The sequence below is a fragment of the Paenibacillus kribbensis genome, from assembly GCF_002240415.1.
Lineage (GTDB): Bacteria > Bacillota > Bacilli > Paenibacillales > Paenibacillaceae > Paenibacillus > Paenibacillus kribbensis.
Genome location: NZ_CP020028.1, coordinates 5,132,833 through 5,156,045, shown reverse-complemented (window position 1 = coordinate 5,156,045; position 23,213 = coordinate 5,132,833). Strand labels below are relative to the sequence as shown.

19 protein-coding genes and 1 riboswitch are annotated in these 23,213 nt (G+C 49.1%); of the genes, 7 read left to right on the top strand and 12 right to left on the bottom strand.

Translation table 11 applies throughout. The annotated features are described in order from the left end of the window. Window positions 1-61: 61 nt before the first annotated feature. Window positions 62-1,213 (bottom strand): response regulator, encoded by a 1,152-nt coding sequence (locus B4V02_RS27040; protein WP_094156564.1) that lies wholly within the window; start codon window positions 1,211-1,213, stop codon window positions 62-64. Window positions 1,214-1,416: 203 nt separating this feature from the next. Then, window positions 1,417-2,091 (bottom strand): NAD(P)H-dependent oxidoreductase, encoded by a 675-nt coding sequence (locus tag B4V02_RS22965; RefSeq protein WP_094156563.1) that lies wholly within the window; start codon window positions 2,089-2,091, stop codon window positions 1,417-1,419. Window positions 2,092-2,275: 184 nt separating this feature from the next. Here B4V02_RS22965 and B4V02_RS22960 point away from each other — a divergent pair, with 184 nt between their 5' ends. Then, a complete protein-coding gene (locus tag B4V02_RS22960) occupies window positions 2,276-2,659 on the top strand; it encodes a winged helix-turn-helix transcriptional regulator (RefSeq protein ID WP_094156562.1) in 384 nt (127 codons plus the stop codon). Between the two features lie 98 nt (window positions 2,660-2,757). Here the strand turns inward: B4V02_RS22960 and B4V02_RS22955 are convergent, their stop codons facing one another. The 5 genes from B4V02_RS22955 to B4V02_RS22930 all read right to left on the bottom strand — a co-directional run bounded on the left by B4V02_RS22955 (window position 2,758) and on the right by B4V02_RS22930 (window position 10,064). Further along, complete coding sequence (locus tag B4V02_RS22955; RefSeq protein ID WP_094156561.1) at window positions 2,758-4,005, bottom strand: stalk domain-containing protein; 1,248 nt, start codon at window positions 4,003-4,005, stop codon at window positions 2,758-2,760. A 536-nt stretch (window positions 4,006-4,541) separates the two neighbouring features. Next, window positions 4,542-5,297: a YcnI family copper-binding membrane protein gene (locus B4V02_RS22945; protein WP_094156559.1), complete on the bottom strand. Its 756-nt coding sequence runs from the start codon at window positions 5,295-5,297 to the stop codon at window positions 4,542-4,544. A gap of 58 nt (window positions 5,298-5,355) precedes the next feature. Beyond that, entirely contained in the window at window positions 5,356-7,077 is a 1,722-nt protein-coding gene (locus tag B4V02_RS22940) for a copper resistance CopC/CopD family protein (protein ID WP_094156558.1), read from the bottom strand. Window positions 7,078-7,337: 260 nt separating this feature from the next. Next, on the bottom strand, window positions 7,338-9,188 hold the full coding sequence (locus B4V02_RS22935; protein ID WP_094156557.1) for a bifunctional diguanylate cyclase/phosphohydrolase: 1,851 nt from the start codon (window positions 9,186-9,188) through the stop codon (window positions 7,338-7,340). Between the two features lie 282 nt (window positions 9,189-9,470). After that, window positions 9,471-10,064 carry a DUF5317 domain-containing protein gene (locus tag B4V02_RS22930; protein WP_007428458.1) on the bottom strand — a complete coding sequence of 198 codons (594 nt, stop codon included), beginning with the start codon at window positions 10,062-10,064 and terminating at the stop codon, window positions 9,471-9,473. A 214-nt stretch (window positions 10,065-10,278) separates the two neighbouring features. On the opposite strand from B4V02_RS22930, the gene B4V02_RS22925 reads away from it, so the two are divergent. The 5 genes from B4V02_RS22925 (at window position 10,279) to nfsA (ending at window position 15,873) form a co-directional block, all read left to right on the top strand. Then, window positions 10,279-11,508: a multidrug effflux MFS transporter gene (locus B4V02_RS22925; protein ID WP_094156556.1), complete on the top strand. Its 1,230-nt coding sequence runs from the start codon at window positions 10,279-10,281 to the stop codon at window positions 11,506-11,508. Between the two features lie 127 nt (window positions 11,509-11,635). Further along, window positions 11,636-11,986, top strand: coding sequence for a metal-sensitive transcriptional regulator (locus B4V02_RS22920; RefSeq protein ID WP_007428460.1), 351 nt, complete (start codon window positions 11,636-11,638; stop codon window positions 11,984-11,986). Window positions 11,987-12,043: 57 nt separating this feature from the next. Continuing rightward, window positions 12,044-12,244, top strand: coding sequence for a copper ion binding protein (locus B4V02_RS22915; RefSeq protein ID WP_007428461.1), 201 nt, complete (start codon window positions 12,044-12,046; stop codon window positions 12,242-12,244). 134 nt (window positions 12,245-12,378) lie between these two features. After that, window positions 12,379-14,844 (top strand): heavy metal translocating P-type ATPase, encoded by a 2,466-nt coding sequence (locus B4V02_RS22910; RefSeq protein WP_094156555.1) that lies wholly within the window; start codon window positions 12,379-12,381, stop codon window positions 14,842-14,844. Between the two features lie 285 nt (window positions 14,845-15,129). Continuing rightward, window positions 15,130-15,873: an oxygen-insensitive NADPH nitroreductase gene (nfsA, locus tag B4V02_RS22905; protein ID WP_094156554.1), complete on the top strand. Its 744-nt coding sequence runs from the start codon at window positions 15,130-15,132 to the stop codon at window positions 15,871-15,873. A gap of 183 nt (window positions 15,874-16,056) precedes the next feature. On the opposite strand, the gene B4V02_RS22900 is transcribed toward nfsA, so the two are convergent. The 5 genes from B4V02_RS22900 to B4V02_RS22880 all read right to left on the bottom strand — a co-directional run bounded on the left by B4V02_RS22900 (window position 16,057) and on the right by B4V02_RS22880 (window position 20,378). Then, entirely contained in the window at window positions 16,057-16,878 is an 822-nt protein-coding gene (locus B4V02_RS22900; RefSeq protein ID WP_094156553.1) for a TatD family hydrolase, read from the bottom strand. Continuing rightward, window positions 16,871-17,824: an ABC transporter ATP-binding protein gene (locus tag B4V02_RS22895; protein WP_094156552.1), complete on the bottom strand. Its 954-nt coding sequence runs from the start codon at window positions 17,822-17,824 to the stop codon at window positions 16,871-16,873. The genes B4V02_RS22900 and B4V02_RS22895 overlap by 8 nt, the downstream gene beginning before the upstream one ends. A 44-nt stretch (window positions 17,825-17,868) precedes the next feature. Continuing rightward, window positions 17,869-18,645: an ABC transporter permease gene (locus B4V02_RS22890; RefSeq protein WP_094156551.1), complete on the bottom strand. Its 777-nt coding sequence runs from the start codon at window positions 18,643-18,645 to the stop codon at window positions 17,869-17,871. Further along, window positions 18,642-18,935, bottom strand: coding sequence for a thiamine-binding protein (locus B4V02_RS22885; RefSeq protein ID WP_007428471.1), 294 nt, complete (start codon window positions 18,933-18,935; stop codon window positions 18,642-18,644). Before B4V02_RS22885 ends, B4V02_RS22890 begins: the two co-directional genes overlap by 4 nt. Window positions 18,936-19,331: 396 nt before the next feature. Continuing rightward, window positions 19,332-20,378 carry an ABC transporter substrate-binding protein gene (locus B4V02_RS22880; RefSeq protein WP_094156550.1) on the bottom strand — a complete coding sequence of 349 codons (1,047 nt, stop codon included), beginning with the start codon at window positions 20,376-20,378 and terminating at the stop codon, window positions 19,332-19,334. A gap of 191 nt (window positions 20,379-20,569) precedes the next feature. Next, a riboswitch (TPP riboswitch) is annotated at window positions 20,570-20,679 on the bottom strand. Window positions 20,680-20,928: 249 nt separating this feature from the next. Between B4V02_RS22880 and B4V02_RS22875 the strand changes: the two genes are divergently transcribed. Continuing rightward, window positions 20,929-23,031 carry a bifunctional 2',3'-cyclic-nucleotide 2'-phosphodiesterase/3'-nucleotidase gene (locus B4V02_RS22875; protein WP_094156549.1) on the top strand — a complete coding sequence of 701 codons (2,103 nt, stop codon included), beginning with the start codon at window positions 20,929-20,931 and terminating at the stop codon, window positions 23,029-23,031. The last annotated feature ends 182 nt before the right edge of the window (window positions 23,032-23,213 follow it).

Genomic DNA, 23,213 nt, shown 5'->3' with positions numbered 1-23,213 from the left:
GAAGCAAGTGCCGGTTCTGATGGGGCTCTACGGGTTCCGGAGAATGACTTCAGCCGTGAGACTAGGCATGAGCCATTTGCCACTCTATAAACCAATTCGTAATTTGTTCACTGGGCTTCTCATGAAGTTCTTCCCATAAGACGGATGATAATAAACCATACCACTTGTTAACTAAGTTTTTTTTGTTCATATCAGCATAGATTTTCATTAATCCCCAGTAGGCTTCCTCTGCTTGGGGGTGACGACTACAGATGCCCTCATAAATAGAAACCGCCTCTTCAGCCTGAGAGTTCCCTCTATACCACTCTGCCATTTTTAATGATGTGGATAACCACATTTTATGCAGCCTTTGGCGTTCACTTTCAACCCACCAAAAATCATATTCCTGTAAATAGTCCCCTTTGTATAATTCCATCATTTTAACATAATAGTGAATGGATTCCTTATTCATCTGTGGAGCGGATGCCAGGAGGGACTCCCATCTTTCTGTATCTAGCAGCACGTTTTGCGTATGCAAAATATAACCGCCATTCGTGTTGGAAATATCTAAAAAGGAATGATACGGCGCTATACTTTTTCTAATGTAATAAGCGGCAGTATATAAAAGAGAGTAGGCCTTATCTTCTTCATATTCCGGCCATAGTAATTCAATCAAGGCTGATTTGCGAACCCATTGGTCATGGTTTTGGAGCAGGTACAAAAACAACTCCTGAGTCTTTTTGGTCCTCCACTGAAGAACAGTGGGCTGTTGATCCGCCAATGTGAAGACGACATGTTGAAAAACCTGTAAATGAAGAAGGGAAGGCTGATCCTCAGGTATGGAGGCAGCTTGATCCTCACGCTTCAGAATACGATTCATGGTTTTGATGAGACGTTCTGTTGTGACCGGTTTGAGCAGATAATCCAGCGCATTAAGCTCGAAGGCCTGGATAGCGTACTTATCGTAAGCCGTAACAAATACAATCTGAATATGGGGTTTGTGCTCCAAAATTTGATTTGCTAATTCAATACCACTGATCTCTGGAAGTCTTACATCCAAAAAGGCCAAGTCTATATCATCAAGTAGAATATAGTCCTTAGCCACGAACGGATTCGTAAAAGCTCCTGCAATATGTATGCCTTGTAGCTTGCCAAGCAGACGCTTCATATAATCCAAAGCTAACTCTTCATCATCGACAATAACAATCCTTGTCAATTTCTCTGATCTTTCCACGTGTGCTTTACTCCTTTTTAGGCAGATACATCTTATTATATAGGATAACTTGGCTGCGGCTATAAACAAAAGTTGTAGAAGAAAAAAATTTTAAATAAATAGGCGGGCTGCGATGGGCCACCGTTAAGATGAATGATCGCAAGCCCGCCTTGTTTATGATGTTTACTAAACCTAAAGCTTGACTAACAGTATTGGACGTATATTTACAGGACCCAACGTGTGATCTTTTCCAGCGGTTGTCTGGATTTTTCCCGCTTGGGTTCATGAGCGCGATAACCGAAGGCGGCAATGACCGAAATATCCAGTCGTCCGTCCTCCAGCAGTCCTTCTTCCTCCAGGATGGCATGCACCTGATCGTAGTTAAAGCCCTCAATCGGGCACGAATCAATGCCGATCTGAGCCGCCGCCGTCATCATATTGCCCAAGGCGATATAGGTCTGCTTGGAAGCCCAGTCGAACAGTGTACGTTCGTTTTCCAGCAGGCGTTGATTTACACCCTGAAAAATTTTGTAGCGGCCCGGTAGCGAAACGAAGTCTTCCTCGGACATGCCTTTTACCTCTTTATACATATACTCCACGTAAGGAGAATCATATCGTACATCCTTGCGCGCCAAAATGAGAACGACATGGCTGGCCTGAGGAATCTGCTTTTGTCCCCCACTGGACACCGCGGCCAGTTTTTGTCTTAAAGCCTGATTTTGTACGACCACAAACTGCCACGGTTCAAAGCCTACGGAGCTTGGGGAAAGCCGTCCGGTTTCGAGTATGAATTGAAAATCCTCCTCCGGTATGATGCGATCAGGATTGAATTCCTTGGTGGCATGTCTGAACAGAAAGGCATCCAGAATTTCCTGTTTTTTAGCGGATGTATTGGACATAAAATGTATTCCCTCCAGTTGGATTTAGTTGGTGCTTTATATATTCTCTGCTAATATAATGAGAGCTGATATCGAATATATAGTCATCATATAGAAAGTTTTTGGAGGGAACAAGTACGCACATATTTGTTCCTTGTACAGAGCTGGGCTATGGATCTACATCCTGCAGAAAGAAGGGGAATACATGACGCAAAAAATGGAAAATGTAGTTGGTGTGAATTTTGGATGTCCGGTAGCGAAAACCGTCGGAGTCATAGGCGGCAAATGGAAGGGAGTCATCTTGTATCATTTGACCACAGGACCACGGCGTTACAACGAAATTCGGCGGACCTTGCCCAATATTACGCAGCGGATGTTGACCTTGCAGTTGCGTGAGTTGGAGCGGGATGGCATTGTACATCGCCAAATTTATAATGAGAATCCGCCGCGTGTGGAATACTCGCTTACCCCGTTAGGGGATACATTAAGGCCGTTGCTGGACTTTATGAGAGACTGGGGTATCTTTTATGGGGAGCAGAATGGCGACCCTGTGGCGACAACATCCAATTCGGGAAAGCATTTTTGTTAAGGTGGGCATAAGGAAAGCCCGCTGATGATTTCATACCAGATGCATGAGAACATTAGCGGGCAGAATAAGGGCAGGATTATTTTTATAAAATGTACAATCTATTTAAACTCGATGGCCTCGTTCATTTTCGCCCAAGCCGTTTCTCCGATGATGCCCAGCCGCCAGATGGCGATGCCTTTGAGATCATAACGTTTGGCCAGACCGACCTTGGCGTTAACGGTGCTGTCTTTTTCGCTACCCATCGAAATCCCCAAAATCAGCTTGTCCCGCGAGGTTTCCTTCAAGGCCAGTTTTATGGCTTCGTCCACTTTGTCCAAAGGCTCAGGCGTCGACTTTTGGCCATAATCATAAGCCATAATGATCAAATCGTCCGCCAGATTGCCCAGCGTCTTGTAATCATAGCCAGAGTATGAGCTGTTCAGCGGATGCAGGACGACGGTGAGCTTGAGACCAGCCTGATGCGCTTTGGTCGACAGCTTTTGGATAAAGGCGTTGTAGCCTGAACGTGCTTTGGCTTTATCGCCGCTCCAGCCCAGTCCTTCCAGATCAAGCGTGATGCCCTTGAATTGTTTGTCAGTGGCAGTGCTGACGATTTGGGAAATGGTCTGCTCTTGAAGCTGCGTATTGTCCAAAACCTTGGTTAGCTCATGATTGCCGTCGACCGAATAAACCATCAGGTAAGGGGAAGTTCCCTGGCTATCTGCGTCTTGTATGATAGACTCCGGCGTTACGGCTCCAGCGGCTTGAGGCCATTTGTATTCTTTGCCAGTTGTCGTAAACTGTCCGTTCGTATCAATTCGGCTCCAGCCGAAGGCTACGGCGTTAAAATTGGGTATCTTGGATCGCTGGTCAAAGGAAGATAGCGCATAGAAGCCTACCGTATACATGGCCTCACGTGGCGATGTAATGGAGACCGTCCGTGTTGCCTGATTCCAGTTGACCGTGGCCCCGAATTGTTGTCCGAAAAAGCCTAACGGGATCATCGTGCTGCCGTGTACGGTTTGGGGTGCGGCTGTTAGCTGTACCGTTTGCCCATCTACTGTGGCATTGCGGCTGCCCATTTTCAGAACCACCTGCTTGGTTGCAGAATCTTGTGTTTTGGTGGCGGTGATGCTTTGGCTGGTCTGATCCCATTTCACTGTAATGCCAAGAGCCTCAGAAATAGCACGAAAGGGAACCATGGTGGTGCCGTTCATCATGGCGGGCTGCACGGGGAACGGCAACGGGTATCCATCCAGCATAATGCTGACCTTGCCTGCCTCCGCTTGTGCCAAGGGGCTGAAACTGCCCACTGCGGTACTTAGAAAAATAGCGCTAGATAACAAAGCCTTATTTACGATTTTCATCCTATGATCTCCTATGCTCAATAGATTGCAAAGCTATTATGCTAGAATCGTGAGGTGTCTACCATTTTACCAAAAAAATGATAGATAGGTGAATGTAAGGATGGTAGCTTTAAAAGAAATTTTGCGCTAGATGAAGCCCAAGCTAGTATAAGAGCAGCAAGGTTTGCTCCCGATTTAGCATCAATAGAACGAATGACGCTACTAAGAGATGCCATAACCCGATTAAAAAGTGCTGATTTGCGTATACGTGATGTAAAGGGAGTGCTTTATATTGAAGAAGTTAGTATCTCCTGATCTCGTTCAAGCAGGGGAAAGTGTTTACAGATTGGAAGGTTAATGAGTTATGGCGGAAAGAGACGAAGGATAGGTATCTAATGCCAAGCTTGCTCCTTTAACAATAAAAATGGGGGGGAGCTTTTTTGCATAGTAATCCTATGAACAGCGCACATCGATATTCAATCGGTGTGCGCTGGTTGAGTTTAGTCTGAAATTGCTGGTACGTAACGGTGACTGATTTTTGCTTGTTAAGCTAAAACTTACTTGCGGCGTTTGAGCGCAATGCCGACAGCTGCTGCACCAAGCACGATTGCAATAATCGAGAGGATGAGTGCAGTCGTTTGTGTGGCAGAGCTGGCTGAAGCAGTAGCGGCAGGCGCGGCTTCGGTAGCAGGGCTCGGAGTGGGCGCGGGGCTAGTGCTATCTTGAGCCGTACCTGTGGTCGCATGGCCTGCTGCGGTGCCCGCCGAATCGTGCCCGCTGTCTGCGGCAGGAGCAGGAGCAGGAGCTTCGGATGCGGCCTCTGTCGTTATTTTGGTAATGGAATGAGGATTGTTGCTTCCTTCGTCGCCTGTCCATTCCACAATGCTTCCGTCACTGTAATACTGGAAGGCATCCCAGGCTGCTTCGGTATTCTGGTTCGCATTTTGCGCTACAAAGCTGAAGCGCTGGTATTGCCCTGCTTGAATACCGTCTTTTTCCGCCGACCAGGTAACGGTAGTCACTTTACCGGAGCTGTCCTTTTCAGTCGCTACCTTCCAATCCGGTACAGGCTCGTATTGTTTAAAAACAACCTCTTTCGGGATTTTTAAAGCTACTTTGGTGGTGGGAATGTTTTTCTCCACGGGCACCTTCAGTGTATAGGTTTCCCACGCATTAGGCTGTGAAACAGAAGGCTTAACCGTCACGTGTGCACTGGCCATACCTGCAAAAAGCAAGGCACCTGCTGCAATCAGGCCCGCGGACGCCGCAAACCTGGAAAATCTGGATTTCACCGATTGAATCGCTGTATTCATATTTATTTCGCTCCTTTTTCATGTGAGGATCTTGCAAAATCCTAAAGTCATAAAATGATTATTTTTTCCCGCCCACGTGCAGGGTAAAGTCGGCATCTACCGCATCGAGAGATGCCGTCAGGGCGTGTACTTTGACCACCCATGTTCCTTCGGCGGTCATCAATTCCTGACTGCGGAAGGGTTGCTGCTTCACGGGGAGAACAAATTCCTGCCGAGCTTTGTCAGGGTCTGCCGGAACGAGCGTCAATGTAACCTGCTGAATTCCTGAAACCGCAGCCCCTTTGCGATCCTGAATGGCTACCTTAAATTCATTGCTGCCCACAGCATTGGGGCTGACCGCCAGCGTCACCTTATACTCGCCTGTCGTGCGAGTCTCCTCGAACGGTACAGCAGGTGCCTGACCGGGTGAGAGGTGGGTGAGCAGCGCAGCGAGCAGCATTACGAGCAGGCCGGCGCCCAGCTCGGCACGCAACCCTCCGGCGGCGCGTTTGGTCGCCGCCGCTTGCCGTGCGCTGCGAAATTGGCTGGCCGCGAAGGCCAGCATGACCAGCAGCAGCGCTGCTTTCCCGAGCAGAACGAGTCCGTAGGACGTGTTCAGCAGCATGGAGGGAGCCGGTACATACAGCACGGCTCCATAGATACCGGTGGCGAGCAGCGCAGCCACCATGGCAATGCCCCAGCCGGCGAAGCGGCGCAGGGCTGCTTGTCGCAGAGCCGTCCGCTCCGACGCGGGCAGCTCTGATCCGGCAGCAGGCAGGCACACAGCCATGACGGCAAGTGAGCCGATCCAAAAGGCTGCGGCCGCCAGGTGGACAAAGTCCGCGGCAATGGCCGGAGCCGGATGGGTCGCCGCTGCCGGATGGCCGACAAAGGCCTTGGACAGCATGACGCTCAGCGTCAGGATAACAGAGCTGTAGCTCCACAGACGGCGCTGGCGGATGGAAATGCTGTGATCCAACGTGTAAATCAGCGTTACACTCAGCAGTAGTACGAGAATCATCTGGATGAACCAGACCTGTCCTGCCCCTGTAAACTGGAGAGCTTCTCCCAAGATCGGGAGTGTAAAGCCCTGCCCGATGGAAACCCCCGCATCCCATGAGGCCTGAAGCGGCAAGCTGACCAGAATGGCAGCAGACGTTATGCCGTAGCCGCTCCATAGCAGCACGGGCCAGCGAGGTAATGCGGCAGAGGAGTGTTGATCAAGCTCCTGCGACGCCCCTGCTTTCTTGCCCTTGTCTTGGCCTAAGCTTGGCAAGATGAACAAACGGAAGCAAAGCGCTCCGAAAAGCAGCGATATTCCGATGTAAAGGAACCACCGGACAGCGATTAAGTCGGGTCGTGATGCAACTGAGCCTTCAGATGTGGCAGTCTCGTTGGTATACGAATTGGAACCGCTACCGACTTGAAAGGGAATAACTCCATTAATTGGGTGTCCGTCTGCAGACAAGGCTCTCCAATTGACGGTATAAATTCCAGCTTTCATCCCCGGAATCAGTTTGATTTCCATGGTGGCTTTGTGTTCCGGGTTGAGCTGTGCTTTTCCGGTATCGGCTCGCTTGCCTGTCTCATCGGTCACCTTGATTGACATAAAGGCAGACTGCAAATCCTCATTAAAGGTGATGCTCACCTGTGAAGGCGGCTTGTCCAAAATCTGATTTTCGGTCGGACTGGATTCGATGACAAATGCATGAGCCCATAATGAGCGAGGAAACAGGATAAGAAGCGGTAGGCACAGCAATAGAAGACAAGCCACGCGAGCTGGCCTGGACGGATACGACATGCCTGTGAAGTCACCTTCTCTCGATTACTTGAAGCGAGGATATCCTCATTTGTAATATTTTATACAGACAAATCCAATCTCTATCTATCATAGTCCATACAGCGTAAATAGATGGAGCGAATTATGACATTTATATGAAATTTGAAATAAATCAGTATGTTTCAAGTACCACTCACATAAAAACCTCTACCGGTATAGAAATCAGGACGATTTCTGGCGGTAGAGGCAATGAGGCCAAGTATTAAGCATATAGAGAATATTTAGTGGCCAGTTTCCATAGAATCCATAAAAGCAGGTTGCTTATGCTGAATATAATGGATAAAAATAGCCGTTAGTTCGGGATCGAATTGGCTGCCCGAGCAGGCGCGCAGTTCTTCAATGGCCTCCTCGAACGTTTTGGTGGGTTGGTAAGGGCGTTCAGTCGTCATCGCATCAAAAGAGTCGATAATTGTCAGCATCCGACACAGCCGGGGAATTTGCTCACCCTTAAAGCCAAACGGATAGCCTCCCCCGTCAAAGCGTTCATGATGTAATTCCACAAAAGGAACCAGATCTATGAATCGCTCGTTTGCCTCGATGATTCGTTTGCCCCAAGTGACATGCGCTTTCACCATCTGCCATTCCTCACAGGACAACTTCTCTTTTTTATTCAGGATATTCCATGGGATCTCCAGCTTGCCAATGTCATGAATGAGAGCACCCAGCGCAAAACGTCGTTTGTCCTCCGGGCTGAGCTGAAGCATTTCGCTCATATCTGCTGCATATCTGAATACCCGTTTGGAATGTTTGAAGGTATTGATATCCTTGTACAAAAACAGATTAAGCTGCTGTTCGATATCACGAATATCCTGTCCCAGATCGACTTCACGTTCCACTTCATTTAAACTGCCATGGGTATGAACGATATTTTTCCCCTGCTTCTTGGCGTAGTACAGTGCTTTATCTGCCAGATCGACCAGCTGTGACTTGTCGTAAATGTCGATGCGGCTTTGTGCAATGCCTGCGGAGAAGGACAAGCAGCCGTGCGGGAAAATTTCCACGCCTTCATAGCGGGAGTCATTTAGCCTTTTTCGGATGGCATTAACGATTTCGTAGGCTTGTTCAGCGGTATGGTCAGGCATAAGCAGTGTGAACTCTTCTCCGCCATAACGGGACACAGTGATGCGGGTACCAGAGGTTTCCTTTTTTAGAAAATCACCTAGAAATCCCAGCAGTTGATCGCCTTTGAGGTGGCCAAAGTGATCATTGTATTTTTTGAAATCATCAATATCGATCAGGGCCAAACTGAGAGGAATGTTCTGGGATCTGGATATATCCAGTTCGGCTTCAAGTATATTTTCAAAGTAGCTGTGATTGTATAGTCCTGTTCTGCGATCCATGTTGGCCTTTTCCTCGATTTCCCGATACATCGTGAACATCTGCTTGAAGGCGTGAGACAGGAGCATGCTTAGTCCAAGGACCAGCAGAAGTCCCAAAATGCCGTTGTAATACATCAACGTAGTCAACACAAGAGACAGGATAAGCGTACATAAATATACGAGCAGGGATTCAGCCACAAAAGCCTGTTTCAGCTCATTGAAGGACCCTTTGTATGCGATATAAAAGAAGAGCCCCAGTGTGATTGTATTCACCGCAAAGTAGCAGATTAGCGCAAGCAGATAGGAAGTAAAATGTTCGGCATTCAAAGTCCCCTGCGTTCCGCCGCTTAGATCAAATACGATGGAGGACAGGAAAATGGAAAGTGCATAAATGGAAAAATTGACGGTATGCTTCCACCAGGACAGCTCTTTATGCCGGAACGCGGCAATGACTGCATTGAACAGCAAAACCAGAATGGCAATTTCAATGCCATGCACAAAAATACTAGCAAGGTACACGGAGGAGTCCATGGACTGCTTGTTGCTGGCCGGTGGTAGCTGGAAGGTAAAATGCTCCAGAATCAGAACTGCTCCCAATAGGGAATAGATCGTAACCCACTCTGTTGTCGAATAGTGCAAAAAGGACCAGTGGTTCGTATACAACAAGACGATCACGCCTGCTGTACATATGAGAAACACGTATATTCCCGTCGCGGTAACCCGTTCTTGCAGCTTTTTTAATATACTCATCATTTCTTCTCCTGCCTTGTCGTATCTAGATGTCAAAGCTACCAGGGGTGAATGGAATAATTTACAATTTTGTAATCGGAAATTTCACATGAAAAAACAGGCCGGAATCCAGCCTGTTTTGTTGAGCCTGTGCTTCCTGTTATTTTTATCGGTGACTAGCCCCCGATTTTGTAACCGGAAGTCAAAGCGATTACGACAGAAGCGACGATAATGGCATTGATAATCACACGGGAATATTTCAAGTTTTTCATAGGATTCCCTCCCTTCCTTGGAATAAGGTGTGCATTAGGCGTGGCGGGGATTAGTTTCTTGCTGATTATCCTTCTTCTTGTTCACGATCATAACGCTTTGGATAAACAGGAACATCCCGAAGTTCATGACGACATCTCCAATACTGATCACCTGCGTGCGGGGATAGGGTTTGGAGAGGGGGATGATATCACCGAGCAATGATAAATGCGTGCCTGCATCCATCATATAATGCTTCGAGATGACGCTTCCGGATTTAAGCATATCTGTATAATAGGGACCCAGCACCTCCGAAGCGCTCAACGAGACCGGCATCCTGCCGCCATTCACCGCCATGACGATAAAATTCAACAGTACGCCGATGAAAATAAGCCCGAATCCCTTATGATGTCTGTTCAACCAGAGAAATATCAATCCAATCACATAAATGCCCATAAATAAATATCCGTTAATGGACGCCAGCCAAGCCCACTTTTCCTGGGCATAAAAAATAATAAACTGCACCAGCAGCAGCAAAGGAAACATCCAGCCGGCTATAAGGCGAATTTGACTGAAACGGATCAGACCTTGCCGCCAGCCTCCTCGGAGCAGACCTACAATGAGACCCAGCAGCACTCCATCATAGACCATTATCATTCTCCAGATTCCATAAATTTTTTGTTTTGAGTACATGTTTTGGATATAGTATAATTCGACCTGAAATTGGTAAATTCCTGCCTGATATATAGCAGTTTTGAAAAAAAATCGCGGATTAGCGTGTAATTATTCGAAGCAGGACGAAATGATGATATCATAATATATTGAAGTCATATTTTATATCTTTTTGAAAAGGATGATTCTTATTATGAACCGGTTTTCCAATACGGTAATGGTTGCCGCAGATATGACCAAATCTCGAATTTTATGGATTGCCTTTGTCCTGGGTGCATTGAGTGCTTTTGGACCCTTGTCCATAGATATGTACTTGCCATCATTACCTACATTAGCCGACAATCTGCATACGACCACTTCGCTGGCACAGCTTAGTTTGACCGCCTGTCTGCTGGGGTTGGCAGTGGGTCAGATCGTTGCTGGTCCGCTTAGTGACGTCAGAGGTCGAAGAGGGCCACTGGTCATCTCGCTTATTCTGTACGCTGCCGCTTCGCTGCTATGCGTATTTGCGCCGAATATTGGTATGCTCATTGTACTTCGTTTTGTTCAAGGACTCACCGGGTCAGCAGGAATCGTAATCTCCAGAGCGGTGGCGCGTGATCTATACTCAGGCAAAGAATTGACGCGCTTTTTCTCATTGCTCATGCTGGTAAATGGCGTGGCTCCCATTGCCGCACCTGTGCTGGGCGGAGTGATTCTGAACTTTGTTTCCTGGCGCGGTGTGTTCATGGTGCTGTGCCTGGTTGGTGTGGCTATGCTGATTGCCGTCGTGCTGGGCTTGCCGGAAACGCTGCCTGTTAATCGCCGCTCATCCGGTGGCTTGAAGCAGACGCTGGGTACGCTTGGTCATTTGTTTGCGGATCGACGCTTTATGGGCTATGCCTTCTCGCAGGCACTCATTACAGGGGCAATGTTCGCGTACATCGCTGGCTCGCCGTTCGTGCTTCAGGATATTTTCGGGGTTTCTCCTCAGACGTATAGCATCATTTTCGCGGTGAATGGCTTGGGAATTGTGCTGTTTTCCCAGCTGACCGGCAGACTCGTGGGCCGCTTCAACGAGCGGCAATTGCTCTTGTCGGGCTTAGTGATTGCGGCTGTAGCCGGGATCAGCTTGCTTACCGTGGCTTTTACCGGAGGTCAATTGTTTGCTGTATTAGTTCCCCTGTTTTTTGTCGTTTCCTGTGTGGGGATTGTGAGCACGACGACGACTTCACTGGCCATGCAGAGCCAGCAGCGCTCTGCTGGCAGCGCGTCTGCCATGCTTGGCTTGCTGCCTCTGTTGCTTGGCTCCATCGCTTCACCGTTAGTAGGCTTGGGTAGCGGCACAACACCTGTACCGATGGCGGTTGTTATCGCTATTGCAGAGATCGGTGCGCTGTTAAGCTTTCTGGTGCTTGCCAAGGAAGCGCGCGCGAAGGCTTGAAATAAGGCAAACGAGTGACATTTTTCTGGAAGCTTGACATACCCCATGGGGGTATATTATGATAGGGACATATTAACAAATGCACTATGTACTACACAGGCATATACACAACACAGGAGGCTGATGTATGGCTGAGGAACAACCTGTTTCCCACCATGAAGTTCACGAGAATCATTGCGGAACAGACGGGGAAAAGACAGTTAGAAAAAGTCATCACTCGGCAGAGTTCAAGAGCAGTCTTACATCCCGGTTGAACCGCATTGAAGGTCAGGTGCGCGGAATTAAAGGCTTGATCGAGAAGGATACCTACTGTGATGATGTGCTGAACCAGATTGCGGCAGTCCAGTCTGCTCTGAATGGTGTCGGCAAGCTGCTGCTGGAAGGGCATATGAAAAGCTGTGTCATTGAGCGCATGCAGGCAGGAGAGCCGGAAGTGATTGACGAGCTGCTGGTTACGGTCAAGAAGCTAATCCGTTAAAAGCAATACCCATACACATAATCGGGTACATGAAGTGCCCCGGAGGAGGAAAAGGAAATGGCACAAGTTACATTGAACGTAGAAGGCATGAGCTGCAATCACTGCGTGAAAGCAGTAGAAGGAGCTTTGGAGAAGGTCGGCGCTTCCGGCAAGGTCAATCTTGAAGCGAAGCAAGTGGCTGTAGAGTATGACGAGTCCAAGCTGAACGTGGAAGCCTTGAAAACTGCCATCGAAGACCAAGGCTATGATGTTGTCTAAATTTAGATGCTTCATGCCTGAAGAGACTTGTTTTTTAGAAGAGATTTGTTTTTTAAAGGAGAAGCTTCGATAGCAGGAGCTTTTTCTTTTTGAACATGATATACCCCTGTGGGGTATGTAGGAGGAGAACTACCATGGAGAACCGTATGACCGACGGCGATAAGCAGACGACGCTTCATGTTACAGGGATGTCCTGTGCCGCCTGCGCTTGCCGTATTGAAAAAGGCCTGAATCGAATAGATGGCGTGACCCAGGCCAATGTGAATTTGGCGCTGGAGCAGGCGTCGATATCGTATGATCCGAAGCAGGTGGATATCCCTGATTTTCGCAATAAAATTGCTTCTCTTGGGTTTGGAACTGTAAGCGAAGAAGCCAATCTGAATGTGACAGGTATGACATGTGCGGCTTGCGCAACCCGGATTGAGAAGGGTTTGAATCGAATGCCGGGTGTGACAGGCGCTACGGTGAATTTGGCGATGGAAACGGCTCATGTCGAATATACGGCGGGGAGTATTACAGTCGGGGATCTGGTAAGCAGGATTGAGCAGTTGGGCTACGGAGCAATCCCGCAGAGCGCTGATGATCATATAGCGGATGTGCGCAACAAGGATATCCAGCGTAAGAAATGGAAGTGGATCGTGTCTGCAATACTGTCGTTTCCATTATTGTGGGCGATGGTGGCTCATTTTTCCTTTACCTCATGGATTTATGTGCCGGGGCTGTTTTTAAACCCGTGGTTCCAGCTTGTGCTGACAACGCCAATCCAGTTCATTATTGGATGGCAATTCTATGTGGGTGCGTATAAAGCGCTTCGCAATGGAAGCTCGAATATGGATGTGTTGGTTGCACTGGGTACGTCTGCGGCTTATTTTTACAGCTTGTACCTTACCTTGCGTCCATCTGCTGTCATGGAGGACATGGGAGGAATGACAGGAACAGGGGTCATGACTATGCCCGAGCTGTACTACGAGACCAGCGCAGTGCTGATTACGCTTATTTTGGTCGGTAAATGGTTCGAGGCGGTAGCCAAAGGGCGTTCGTCTGAGGCGATCAAGAGTCTGATGAGTCTCCAGGCAACGACGGCACGTGTGGTGCGTGATGGACAAGAGCTCGATGTACCGATTGAGCAGGTACGTGTGAAGGATATCTTTATTGTACGCCCCGGTGAGAAAATTCCCGTCGATGGGATGGTCGTGGATGGGCGCTCGGCAGTGGATGAATCGATGCTAAGCGGTGAGAGCCTGCCAGTTGAAAAAGAGGCGGGTTCCCCGGTCACAGGAGCTACGCTCAATAAAAACGGGGTGCTTCGTATCCAGGCCGAGCGGGTGGGTAGCGATACGGCGTTGGCCCGTATTATTAAGGTCGTGGAAGATGCGCAAAACTCCAAGGCCCCGATTCAGCGGATCGCGGATCAGATTTCGGGTATCTTTGTACCCATCGTAGTTGCTGTTGCCGTGATGACGTTTCTCGTCTGGTTTTTCCTTGTGACACCGTCTGATTTTGCAGGTTCATTGGAAAAAATGATTGCAGTGCTCGTCATTGCTTGTCCTTGTGCGCTTGGATTGGCTACGCCAACGTCCATTATGGCAGGGTCGGGGCGTGCCGCAGAATATGGCATTCTGTTCAAGGGCGGCGAGCATCTGGAAATGACCCGTTCCATCAACGCGGTGGTACTGGATAAGACAGGTACGGTTACGAACGGCAAGCCAGTACTGACGGATGTTGTTGTCAAAGAGGGCAGCTTGGCTGAAACGGATCTGCTGCGATGGCTTGGTGCGGCGGAAAAAAGCTCGGAGCATCCACTGGCGGAAGCCATTGTAAAGGGGATTGTGGAACGCGGCATTGAGCTGGTGGAACCGACAGATTTTGAAAATATTCCGGGTTATGGCGTAAAGGCTCATGTGGAAGGCAAGCAGGTACTTGCAGGTACACGCCGATTGATGAGCAGGGAAGGCATCGCGATTGCTGACTCTGCCGAGCTGCATATGAATGAACTGGAGAACGCTGGGAAAACAGCGATGCTGGTCGCTGTGGATGGCGCCTATGTCGGATTGGTAGCCGTGGCGGATACGATCAAAGAAACATCACGGGAGGCCGTTGCCCGTCTGCGGGCGATGAACATTGAAGTCATCATGATTACGGGCGATAATGAACGGACCGCGCGGGCAGTAGCCGCCGAGGCCGGAATTGAGCGGGTACTGGCGGAGGTGCTGCCTGAAGGCAAGGCTGAAGAGGTGAAACGGCTTCAGGAACAAGGCTTGATCGTAGCCATGGTGGGTGATGGTATTAACGATGCGCCTGCACTGGCTACGGCTGATATTGGGATGGCGATGGGCACGGGTACGGATGTGGCGATGGAGGCCGCCGATATTACGCTGATGCGCGGCAACCTGAACAGCATTCCCGATGCGATCGAAATGAGCCGCCGGACGATGACTAACATACGCCAGAATCTGTTTTGGGCGCTCGGTTACAACGTAATCGGTATCCCGATTGCCGCCTTGGGCTTCCTCGCTCCGTGGCTGGCGGGAGCAGCCATGGCATTCAGTTCTGTTTCGGTCGTGCTGAATGCGCTGCGCCTCCAGCGGGTAAAGCTGTAATGGAAGTGGTAAATTAGGCAGGATACGAGAAGCAAAATCATTTGGAGTGTGACAAAATTGGTGTTGGAGCAAGTACGTCTGATTTGATTTTCAGCGTGCTTGCTTTTTTGTTATGCTTGGTTCTTTTCCCCCTGCGGTTGCCCTATATCGCGTTAGGTTGCTTATCAACCGCGAAAGTTTCATAATATTCGTAGGAGTGCCATGCAAGCATGCAAGAGCTTCTTCGAATACTCACAGCTTGACACAGATAAAAAGCTTATATTATGGATTAGGAGTGAAGCAGTCATGAATGATACGATTTCCTTGTTGATGAATCATCGGTCTGTACGAAAATTCAGGTCAGACGCCGTTACCGACGAGCAGCTCGCAGCTATTGTGGCGGCTGGCCAAATGGCTTCCTCGTCCAGCAATGTGCAGGCTTATACCGTCATTGCCGTTACAGAGCCTGCTTTGAAAACCAAGCTGGCTGAGCTGGCGGGGGGTCAGGCTTATGTTGAGCAATGCCCGGTGTTTCTGGTATGGTGTGCAGATTTGTATCGCTTGAAGCAGGTCACGGTTCACCATCAGCCAGGTCAGCCTTCCTACGAAGGTTCCGTCGAAAATTATACAGTTGCGACCATTGACGCTGCGCTAGCTGCACAGAATGCAGCAGTAGCCGCTGAATCACTTGGCTTGGGTATCGTCTACATCGGGGGTATCCGTACGAAAATAGCTGAGGTATCCGAGCTGTTAGGGTTGCCTGAACTGGTATATCCGGTGTTCGGTATGTGTATCGGCGTGCCGGATCAGGACACGGGCTTGCGTCCACGTCTTCCGCTGTCCGGTGTTTTGCACATGAACGGCTACGACCAAAATCAGACGATGAAGGCTGTAGAGCTATATGATCACACATCGGCTGAATATTTGAAGGAGCGTACGGGCGGTCAACGCTCTACGCCTTGGTCTGAACAAATGGCGGCAAGACTGACTGAGCCTGCACGGTTGCAGTTGAAGCCATTTTTGGAGCAAAAGGGATTTTTGAAGCAGTAAAGTAGAGCAGCCATAAAAAAGCAGAAGCCTATATGGGACTTATAAAGCCTCTATATAGGTTTAAAAATACAAAGAACCTTCGGTTACACAGCTTATGATGCGTATCTGGAGGTTCTTTGCTTATGCTGTAAAAGCAGATATCTTATTCTTTTGGGGAATGGCTGACTGCTAAATATGACTTTATCACTTGGATAGTGAGTAGAAGCGTATCGTATTTTCATAAAATGCCAGGCGGATGGCAGTCTCGTCTTGATCGGTCAGCTTGCTGTACGCGCGAATGACGTCGGCAGTCATCCGTGGATGCGTCTGTTGTCCGGTAAAAGCTCCCTCGAACGGCCAAGGTCCGTCTGTCTCTGCCATGATTTGATTGGACGGGTACTGTCTCGCCAAGTTGCGAATTTCTTCTTCATAGAGAAGATCGGGTGTGAAGGAGACATAGTAGCCGTTCCGGGCCATACGTTCGGTCGTGGCGGCAGAACCCTTGAACCAGTGAAAATGCGCCTGTGTGACTCCGTGCCGTTCCAGAAGATCGCATGCGATATCGGCGTCTTCATAAACGGCGTGCAGCACAATAGGCTTGTTATGCTTCCGTGCAAACCGGATAAAACGCTCCAGCAGCGCTATGTATGGAGTGAGGTCAAAGAAAGATCCGCTTCGCGCGGCCTCCAGCCGATTGTAGTAGGGCAAGCCGACTTCGCCAACGGCGACCATCTGCTCTATATGCTTGTCCATCCAGTCAAACAACAGATCAAGCTCGGCTTGTGATGGAAGAGGCTGCTCGGGATGAAACCCGAGGGCTGGGCGTACCAGCCCGGGCCAACGCTCAGCTAACCGCAGATTGGTTTGGCTTGAGGTGAGATGCATGGATACGGCTATGACGGCTTCGACACTGCTATCGGCAAGAGAAGCCAGCAACGGCTCCTGCTGCTCAGGCGGGTAGCTGTCAACATGAATGTGCGCGTCGATTAATGGTGCGGGTGCTGCCGTGGTCAAAATGTCACTCATACTGATCCGCTCCGTTATCCGTGGGATTTTTGCGGACACTCTCTGCATGCTCCTCCATGCCGCCGTCCAGCTTGTATTTTTCCTGACGCATCCAGTCCGTCATGGTCCGCTTCCATTCGCTAAAACGCGAATCAAGAGTGATTTCCTCCCGGCGAGGGCGTGGGAAGGGAACATCTACGACATGCATCACTGTAGCAGGTCGTGCCGACAGCACGTAAATCCGGTCGGAGAGCAGCAGCGCTTCCTCAATGCTGTGGGTGATAAACAGCACAGAGCGGCGGTTTTTCTCCCACATCCGCAATAACCATTGCTGCATGTCCGCACGTGTCAGCGCATCCAGGGCGCTGAACGGCTCATCCAGCAGCATCAGCTCCTGCGGACTGAGCAGTGCGCGCAGGAAGGCCACGCGTTGCTGCATACCCCCAGAGAGTGTATGCGGATACGCTTTGGCGAAGGGACCCAGCCCGACCTGCTCCAGCCATTGCAGAGCTTCTTCGCGGCGTTCACGTTCGCTGGCGTACTGGGAGTGTGCCGCTGTATGATTGCGCGGCGCATTTTCCTGCCCGAGCAGTACGTTATCCAGCGTGGTACGCCACGGGAAAAGGGCAGGCTGCTGCGGCATATAGCTAATATGCCCGCGTTCACCCGTCACATCCTGTCCGTGCATGCGGATGCGACCCCGCTGGGGTTTGAGCAGCCCGCCGATGATGTGAAACAGCGTGCTTTTGCCACTGCCGGACGGGCCGATGAGGGAGACGAATTCTCCCCGCTTAACGGTCAGGGCCACATCCTGCAATACGGGCAGGGAGCTTCGTCTTTCACGGAAGGCGAGGCTGATGCCATCCACTTCCAACGCTGGAGGAGCCATCGAAAGCTCCTGCTCCTCTCTGGCTCGTTGTCCATCAGCCATGTTTTGTGGTGATAAGTCAGGCGGATGCAGACTCATACGCGCCACACCCTTTCTTCGAGTTTATTGAATCCATTTGGAAGCTATTCCTGATCCGGTTTCCAGCGAACCAGCCATTTTTCCAGCAGTACGATCATGACAAACATCAGTAAGCTGAGTGCAACAATGATGCCAATGGCGGCAAAAATCAAATCCGTGCGATAGGCCGATTTTTGCAGCATCATATAATATCCGATTCCTTCGCTGGCACCGATCCATTCGGCAATAATTGCGCCCATCACGCTGTAGGTGGCAGCAATCTTGATGCCGGAAAATACTTGTGGCAAGGAGTGCGGCAGCTCCAGCTTCATAAAAATGGCCATCCTGCCCGCGCCTGACATGCGCATGTAGTTCATCATCGTTCTGTCCGTCCGTGTCAGCCCGTCCATGGCCGCTACAGCCACGGGGAAGAAGCACACTAACGTAATGACCATCAGCTTGGGCAGCACGCCAAAACCAAACCACACCATCAGCAATGGGCCAAGGGCTATGATCGGAATGTTTTGACTAAGGATGAGCAGTGGATACAGGGCGGACTTGAGAAAAGGAATCGTATGAAGAACGACGGCGATCAACAGTCCCGTTGCTGTCCCTATTGCAAATCCCCCAAGCGTCAGGCGAATCGTAGCCCACGTATGGGCACCAAGCAGCTCCGACTGAGCCATGCCCTCCTGTACGATCAGAGACGGAGCTGGCAGTAGCCAGGACTCAATCTGCAAATAGGAAACTGCCCCCTGCCAGGTTGCCAAAAAGAAGAGGACCGCCACAAGGGGCGGCCATACGCTTTTCCACCAGGATGCGTTCTTGCCTTTTGGGTTCATGGGCGATATTTTTCGGTCAGCTTGTTCATGCTGATGCCCTGTGGGTTATGTGCGATTTTGATCTGTGAAATGATGCTGGGGCTGCCGGCCTCCGTCAATGCCACGTGCATTTCTTTAACTACGTTCAGCAACTCGTCCAGCTCACCCTCCATGGTCGTCTCCAATGGATTCACCTGATGCTTGACACCGGAACGTTGAATGACCTCAATCGCCTTATCTACATAAGGATAAGAGTCCTCGTTATTGGGAGTTTTAGGAATCACTTGAATACTGAGCAAAGTGTTAGCCATGCGAATTCACCTGTCCTTTATGTGGAGTGTTTTAGAGAAAATAGGGTGGTTTAAGACCGCTTCGCGTTTCATTTGATCTTACGATCGCTGTTGCTGTGGGATTCTTCGATTATTTAAGTTATTCAAAGGTAAGAATCCCCCTGAGCGTATGCTTCCGAAGCCAGCTTTCCTAAAGAAAGCTTTCAGGCGAACGCTCCGCTTCTCCAGATTCAAATGAACCGCTCCGCTGCTGCCCGCCTTAAAAGCTTTCCGTAGGAAAGCTCGCTTCGGAAGCATCACCTCCCCGGATTTCTACCCTGCTGAGGCTTTATTCGAGAAATCCGGGGGCGGTGGCGATGGGAAGCATCATCCGACCGCGTAGTGGCACAAAGGCTACTTCAAGTTCGATTTACAAGATCAACGCTTGGGCAAAAAGTCGTTTGTGAAGGCTTTGTCGACTTCCAAAGGCTTGCTGAGCAGCTTGCGTTCGTACATCCAGTCTGAATAGTTTTGCCATACCTCCGCTTTTTGCACACCCCATTGCGCAGCATCATCCTGATAACGCGGGCTTAGCCATTTTTGGCTGGCCAGTACCAGCTTTTTGTCCAGCTCCGGTACGGCTTTGCTTAGGATATCCGCGGATTCTTCAGGATGAGCAATGGTGTATTCATAGCCTTGGGCGGTGGCGTCCATGAACGATTTGACCAGCTCAGGATCATTTTTAATCGTCTGTTCATTGCTCACAATCACAGGCGTATAGTAATCAAGGCTTTTGGAATAATCTTTTACATACAGCATATCCAGGGGTTCACCTCGAAGTTGAGCCTCGATCCCGGTCCATGCGTAGAAAATCCAGGCAAAGTCGATATCCCGCTTCACGGCTGTAAAATAGTCGGCATTGCCCATATTCATAATCTTCACTTTGCTCACATCGGCCTTGTCTGAATCCATGATGGATTTCATGACCGCTTCTTCTACGGGTGAACCCCAGCCGCCGTATTTCTTCCCTTCAAAATCTTTGGGGCTTTTAATGCCGCGGTCTACCGGGGCTGCGAAGCCTGAGGTATTATGCTGAATAACCGCAGCGATAGATACGAGTGGTACGCCTTGCGTACGAGCCTGAGTGACGCCCTCTTGATAGCTGATCCCAAAAGGTGCCGCATTCGAAGCAACCATTTGATCGGCTCCGCCTGAACCAGGTTGGACAATTTGGACATTCAAGCCTGCTTTTTCGTAAAATCCTTTATCCTTGGCGACATAGAGTCCTGTATGATTCGTATTTGGTGTCCAGTCAAGTACAACTTTAACATCCTTAAGCCCCTTTGCCGGGGTGGAAGCTGGAGCGTTGGTAGCAGGTGCCGCCTCCTGGGTTGTAGAGGGGGAGCCTCCGCCGCAGGCGGTCAGTGTCAGGGCCATGAGCCACAGACTAATCAGTCCCAGGCTTAACATTTTCATGCGCTTCATCGTTGTGTTCTCTCCTTTTAATTACCCGTCATCCGTCGAATCAGACAGCCTATGTTCCCATTTCATAAAAATAACATCTGCCGGACTCTCTCTTTCCAACAACTTAATCTTCAACAAAAAAAGCGCCCCGTGTTCCGGGACGCTTGCGCTTGTATATACCAAAGTAGGGGATGGACCTATGTAAAAAAGGCACATCTTAGCTTAAGCATTCCTACGCTGGCATTACCCAGATCAGGTTGTAAGGGTCAGTGTCTTGGGACACACTCTCAGCCGGCCGATTCCAGCACCCCTGGCATTGTATGGTTTGATGGGTTTGTTTATTCGGGTTTACTACGACGATTATATGCCTTGAAGGCGGAGCTGTCCAGCATGGAGGAAGAGATGACGGTTCATTTGCGAGAAAATTAATTATTTTTTTATAAATAACTTTGGTCAAATGACTACTCTTTTGTCTGGCGTTGGATTAAAATAGGAATGGTGGGTTCGAAACTTACATATATGTGCAAAAGTATGTATATGAGCCATACACCTTAATAAGGAGGGGTATATTTTGTTATTTCGTAAAAATTGGTTTAAAGGGTTTACAGCAGCGGTTGTAGCTTGCAGCATGCTGGTGTTTACAGCTGCTCCGTCCTGGGCTGCCACCGATTCTCGGGACAGCGCCATAGTGAATTTGCGGATCATGGAAACAACGGATATTCACACGACGTTGATGAACTACGATTATTATGCAGATAAGGAAACCAACGAATATGGCTTGATTAACACTGCCGGACTGATCCAGCAGGCGCGTAGTGAAACAAGAAACAGCATGCTGTTCGATAACGGTGATTTGTTGCAGGGCAATCCATTAGGCGATTATATGGCCAGAAACAAAACCTTTTTGCAAGAAGGCGGTGTCCATCCGGTCTACAAGATGATGAACTTGATGGGCTATGATGCGGCTACTGTGGGCAACCACGAATTTAACTATGGTCTCGACTTTTTGGAGAAATCGCTTAAGGGAGCCGAATTCCCTTACGTAAATGCGAACGTTTACTATGACAACGGGGGCCAAGGTACTAAAAATTATTTTACCCCTTATCAGATTCTCAATAAAACGGTAACGGACGAGAAGGGCCAAGAGCACACGCTCAGAGTGGGTGTAATCGGTCTGGTAACTCCTCAAATTATGCAGTGGGATAAAGCCAATTTGCAGGGTAAGGTCGTTACGAAGGATATTGTGGAAACGGCGAAAAAGTTCATTCCTCAAATGAAATTGGAAGGTGCCGACATTATTGTCGTACTTGCACACACGGGTTATGAGGATGTGCCGCAAACACCAATGATGGAGAATGCCGTTAAATATTTGAGCCAGGTGGACGGAATCAACGCTATTCTGTTTGGGCATGCTCATAAATCTTTCCCCGGCCCTGATTTTAAAGGAATGAGCGGTGTAGATCTGGATAAAGGAACCATTAATGGCGTACCGGCTGTAGAAGCTTCCTCTTGGGGCAAGGAACTGGGTATTATTGACCTGAGTCTGGAAAAGAAAAAAGATGTGTGGAGCGTGACTAATTCTCAGTCAGAAGTGCGTCCAGTTGTGAATACCCAAACTCAGGCTGTGAAGACGAACCCTGAGTTTAAACTGGTAGATGCGGTCAAGGAAGAGCATAAAGGAACGCTGGATTATGTTCGTCAACCGGTTGGAACCACAACCGCACCGATTACCAGTTATTTTGCATTGGTTCAGGATGACCCATCTATTCAGATTGTGACGAATGCACAAAAATGGTACGTACAAAACCATCTGAAAGGGACCGAATACGAAAATCTTCCCGTATTGTCGGCTGGCGCTCCATTCAAGGCCGGTGGTCGCAACGGTGCCGAGTATTACACGAACATTCCGCAAGGTACGATTGCGATTAAAAACGTATCCGATCTGTATGTATACCCGAACACGGTTCATGCTGTAGAAGTAACCGGTGCTGAAATCCAGGAGTGGCTGGAGTGGTCTGCGGGTCAGTTCAACCGCATCGATCCAAGCAAAACAGAGGAACAAGCACTGATCAACAAAGATTTCCCAACCTACAATTTTGATGTCATTGACGGTGTGACTTACCAAATCGATGTAACTCAGCCTGCACGCTATGATGCCAAGGGAAACATGATTGATTCTTCGGCTCATCGTATCAAGGACTTGCAATACAATGGGAAGGCAATTGATCCTGCACAGAAATTTATCGTAGCGACCAATAACTACCGTGCGTCCTCGTCCAAACTGGCGAATCCAGATGGCAAGCGCATTGTGATGGCAGCGCCGGATGAAAACCGTCAAGTCATTATTGATTATATCCGTACGAACGGAACGATTAATCCGTCAGCGGATGGCAACTGGTCTATTGCTCCTTTTGGTCAGGCTAAGGTTACCTTCGAGTCCTCTCCTGATGCCAAGGATGTGCTGGCTGGAAATCAGCAAATTGCTTACTTGGACAGCGCGGCAGACGGTTTTGCCAAATACAGCTTAAAAGCTGGCGCGAAGCCTAATACAGCCAATACTCCTGCAAAGGAAGCTGCAGTCCCTGCGAAAGCAACGGCGAAGCCGGCTGTTAAAACAACCAAGCCTGCAGCTGCTAAACCAGCTAAAACAACCAAGCCCAAGGCTTCCAAGTAAGTTTGCCTTTCCAGTTCCAGATTTAATCAGAGCTAAGCAGCAAGTCTCTATTCAGGAGACTTGCTGTTTTTTTTTGCCTTTTATGAAAAATAATATTGAAATTGGAAATTGGTGCAAAAGACTTTGTTTTTTGTCGGATATACACTTAAGTCCTAAGTTTCGACTGGTGGCGACCTTGTTTT

What these genes read in the sequence shown, in the direction of transcription:
- B4V02_RS22935 (WP_094156557.1), bottom strand. Translation starts at nt 9,188, where the DNA reads ATGATGAGTATATTAAAAAAGCTGCAAGAACGGGTTACCGCGACGGGA.
- B4V02_RS22965 (WP_094156563.1), bottom strand. Translation starts at nt 2,091, where the DNA reads ATGTCCAATACATCCGCTAAAAAACAGGAAATTCTGGATGCCTTTCTG.
- B4V02_RS22925 (WP_094156556.1), top strand. Translation starts at nt 10,279, where the DNA reads ATGAACCGGTTTTCCAATACGGTAATGGTTGCCGCAGATATGACCAAA.
- B4V02_RS22895 (WP_094156552.1), bottom strand. Translation starts at nt 17,824, where the DNA reads ATGAGTCTGCATCCGCCTGACTTATCACCACAAAACATGGCTGATGGA.
- B4V02_RS22885 (WP_007428471.1), bottom strand. Translation starts at nt 18,935, where the DNA reads ATGGCTAACACTTTGCTCAGTATTCAAGTGATTCCTAAAACTCCCAAT.
- B4V02_RS22960 (WP_094156562.1), top strand. Translation starts at nt 2,276, where the DNA reads ATGACGCAAAAAATGGAAAATGTAGTTGGTGTGAATTTTGGATGTCCG.
- B4V02_RS22920 (WP_007428460.1), top strand. Translation starts at nt 11,636, where the DNA reads ATGGCTGAGGAACAACCTGTTTCCCACCATGAAGTTCACGAGAATCAT.
- B4V02_RS22930 (WP_007428458.1), bottom strand. Translation starts at nt 10,064, where the DNA reads ATGGTCTATGATGGAGTGCTGCTGGGTCTCATTGTAGGTCTGCTCCGA.
- B4V02_RS22910 (WP_094156555.1), top strand. Translation starts at nt 12,379, where the DNA reads ATGGAGAACCGTATGACCGACGGCGATAAGCAGACGACGCTTCATGTT.
- B4V02_RS22890 (WP_094156551.1), bottom strand. Translation starts at nt 18,645, where the DNA reads ATGAACCCAAAAGGCAAGAACGCATCCTGGTGGAAAAGCGTATGGCCG.
- B4V02_RS22955 (WP_094156561.1), bottom strand. Translation starts at nt 4,005, where the DNA reads ATGAAAATCGTAAATAAGGCTTTGTTATCTAGCGCTATTTTTCTAAGT.
- B4V02_RS22900 (WP_094156553.1), bottom strand. Translation starts at nt 16,878, where the DNA reads ATGAGTGACATTTTGACCACGGCAGCACCCGCACCATTAATCGACGCG.
- B4V02_RS22915 (WP_007428461.1), top strand. Translation starts at nt 12,044, where the DNA reads ATGGCACAAGTTACATTGAACGTAGAAGGCATGAGCTGCAATCACTGC.
- B4V02_RS22940 (WP_094156558.1), bottom strand. Translation starts at nt 7,077, where the DNA reads ATGTCGTATCCGTCCAGGCCAGCTCGCGTGGCTTGTCTTCTATTGCTG.
- nfsA (WP_094156554.1), top strand. Translation starts at nt 15,130, where the DNA reads ATGAATGATACGATTTCCTTGTTGATGAATCATCGGTCTGTACGAAAA.
- B4V02_RS22945 (WP_094156559.1), bottom strand. Translation starts at nt 5,297, where the DNA reads ATGAATACAGCGATTCAATCGGTGAAATCCAGATTTTCCAGGTTTGCG.
- B4V02_RS22880 (WP_094156550.1), bottom strand. Translation starts at nt 20,378, where the DNA reads ATGAAGCGCATGAAAATGTTAAGCCTGGGACTGATTAGTCTGTGGCTC.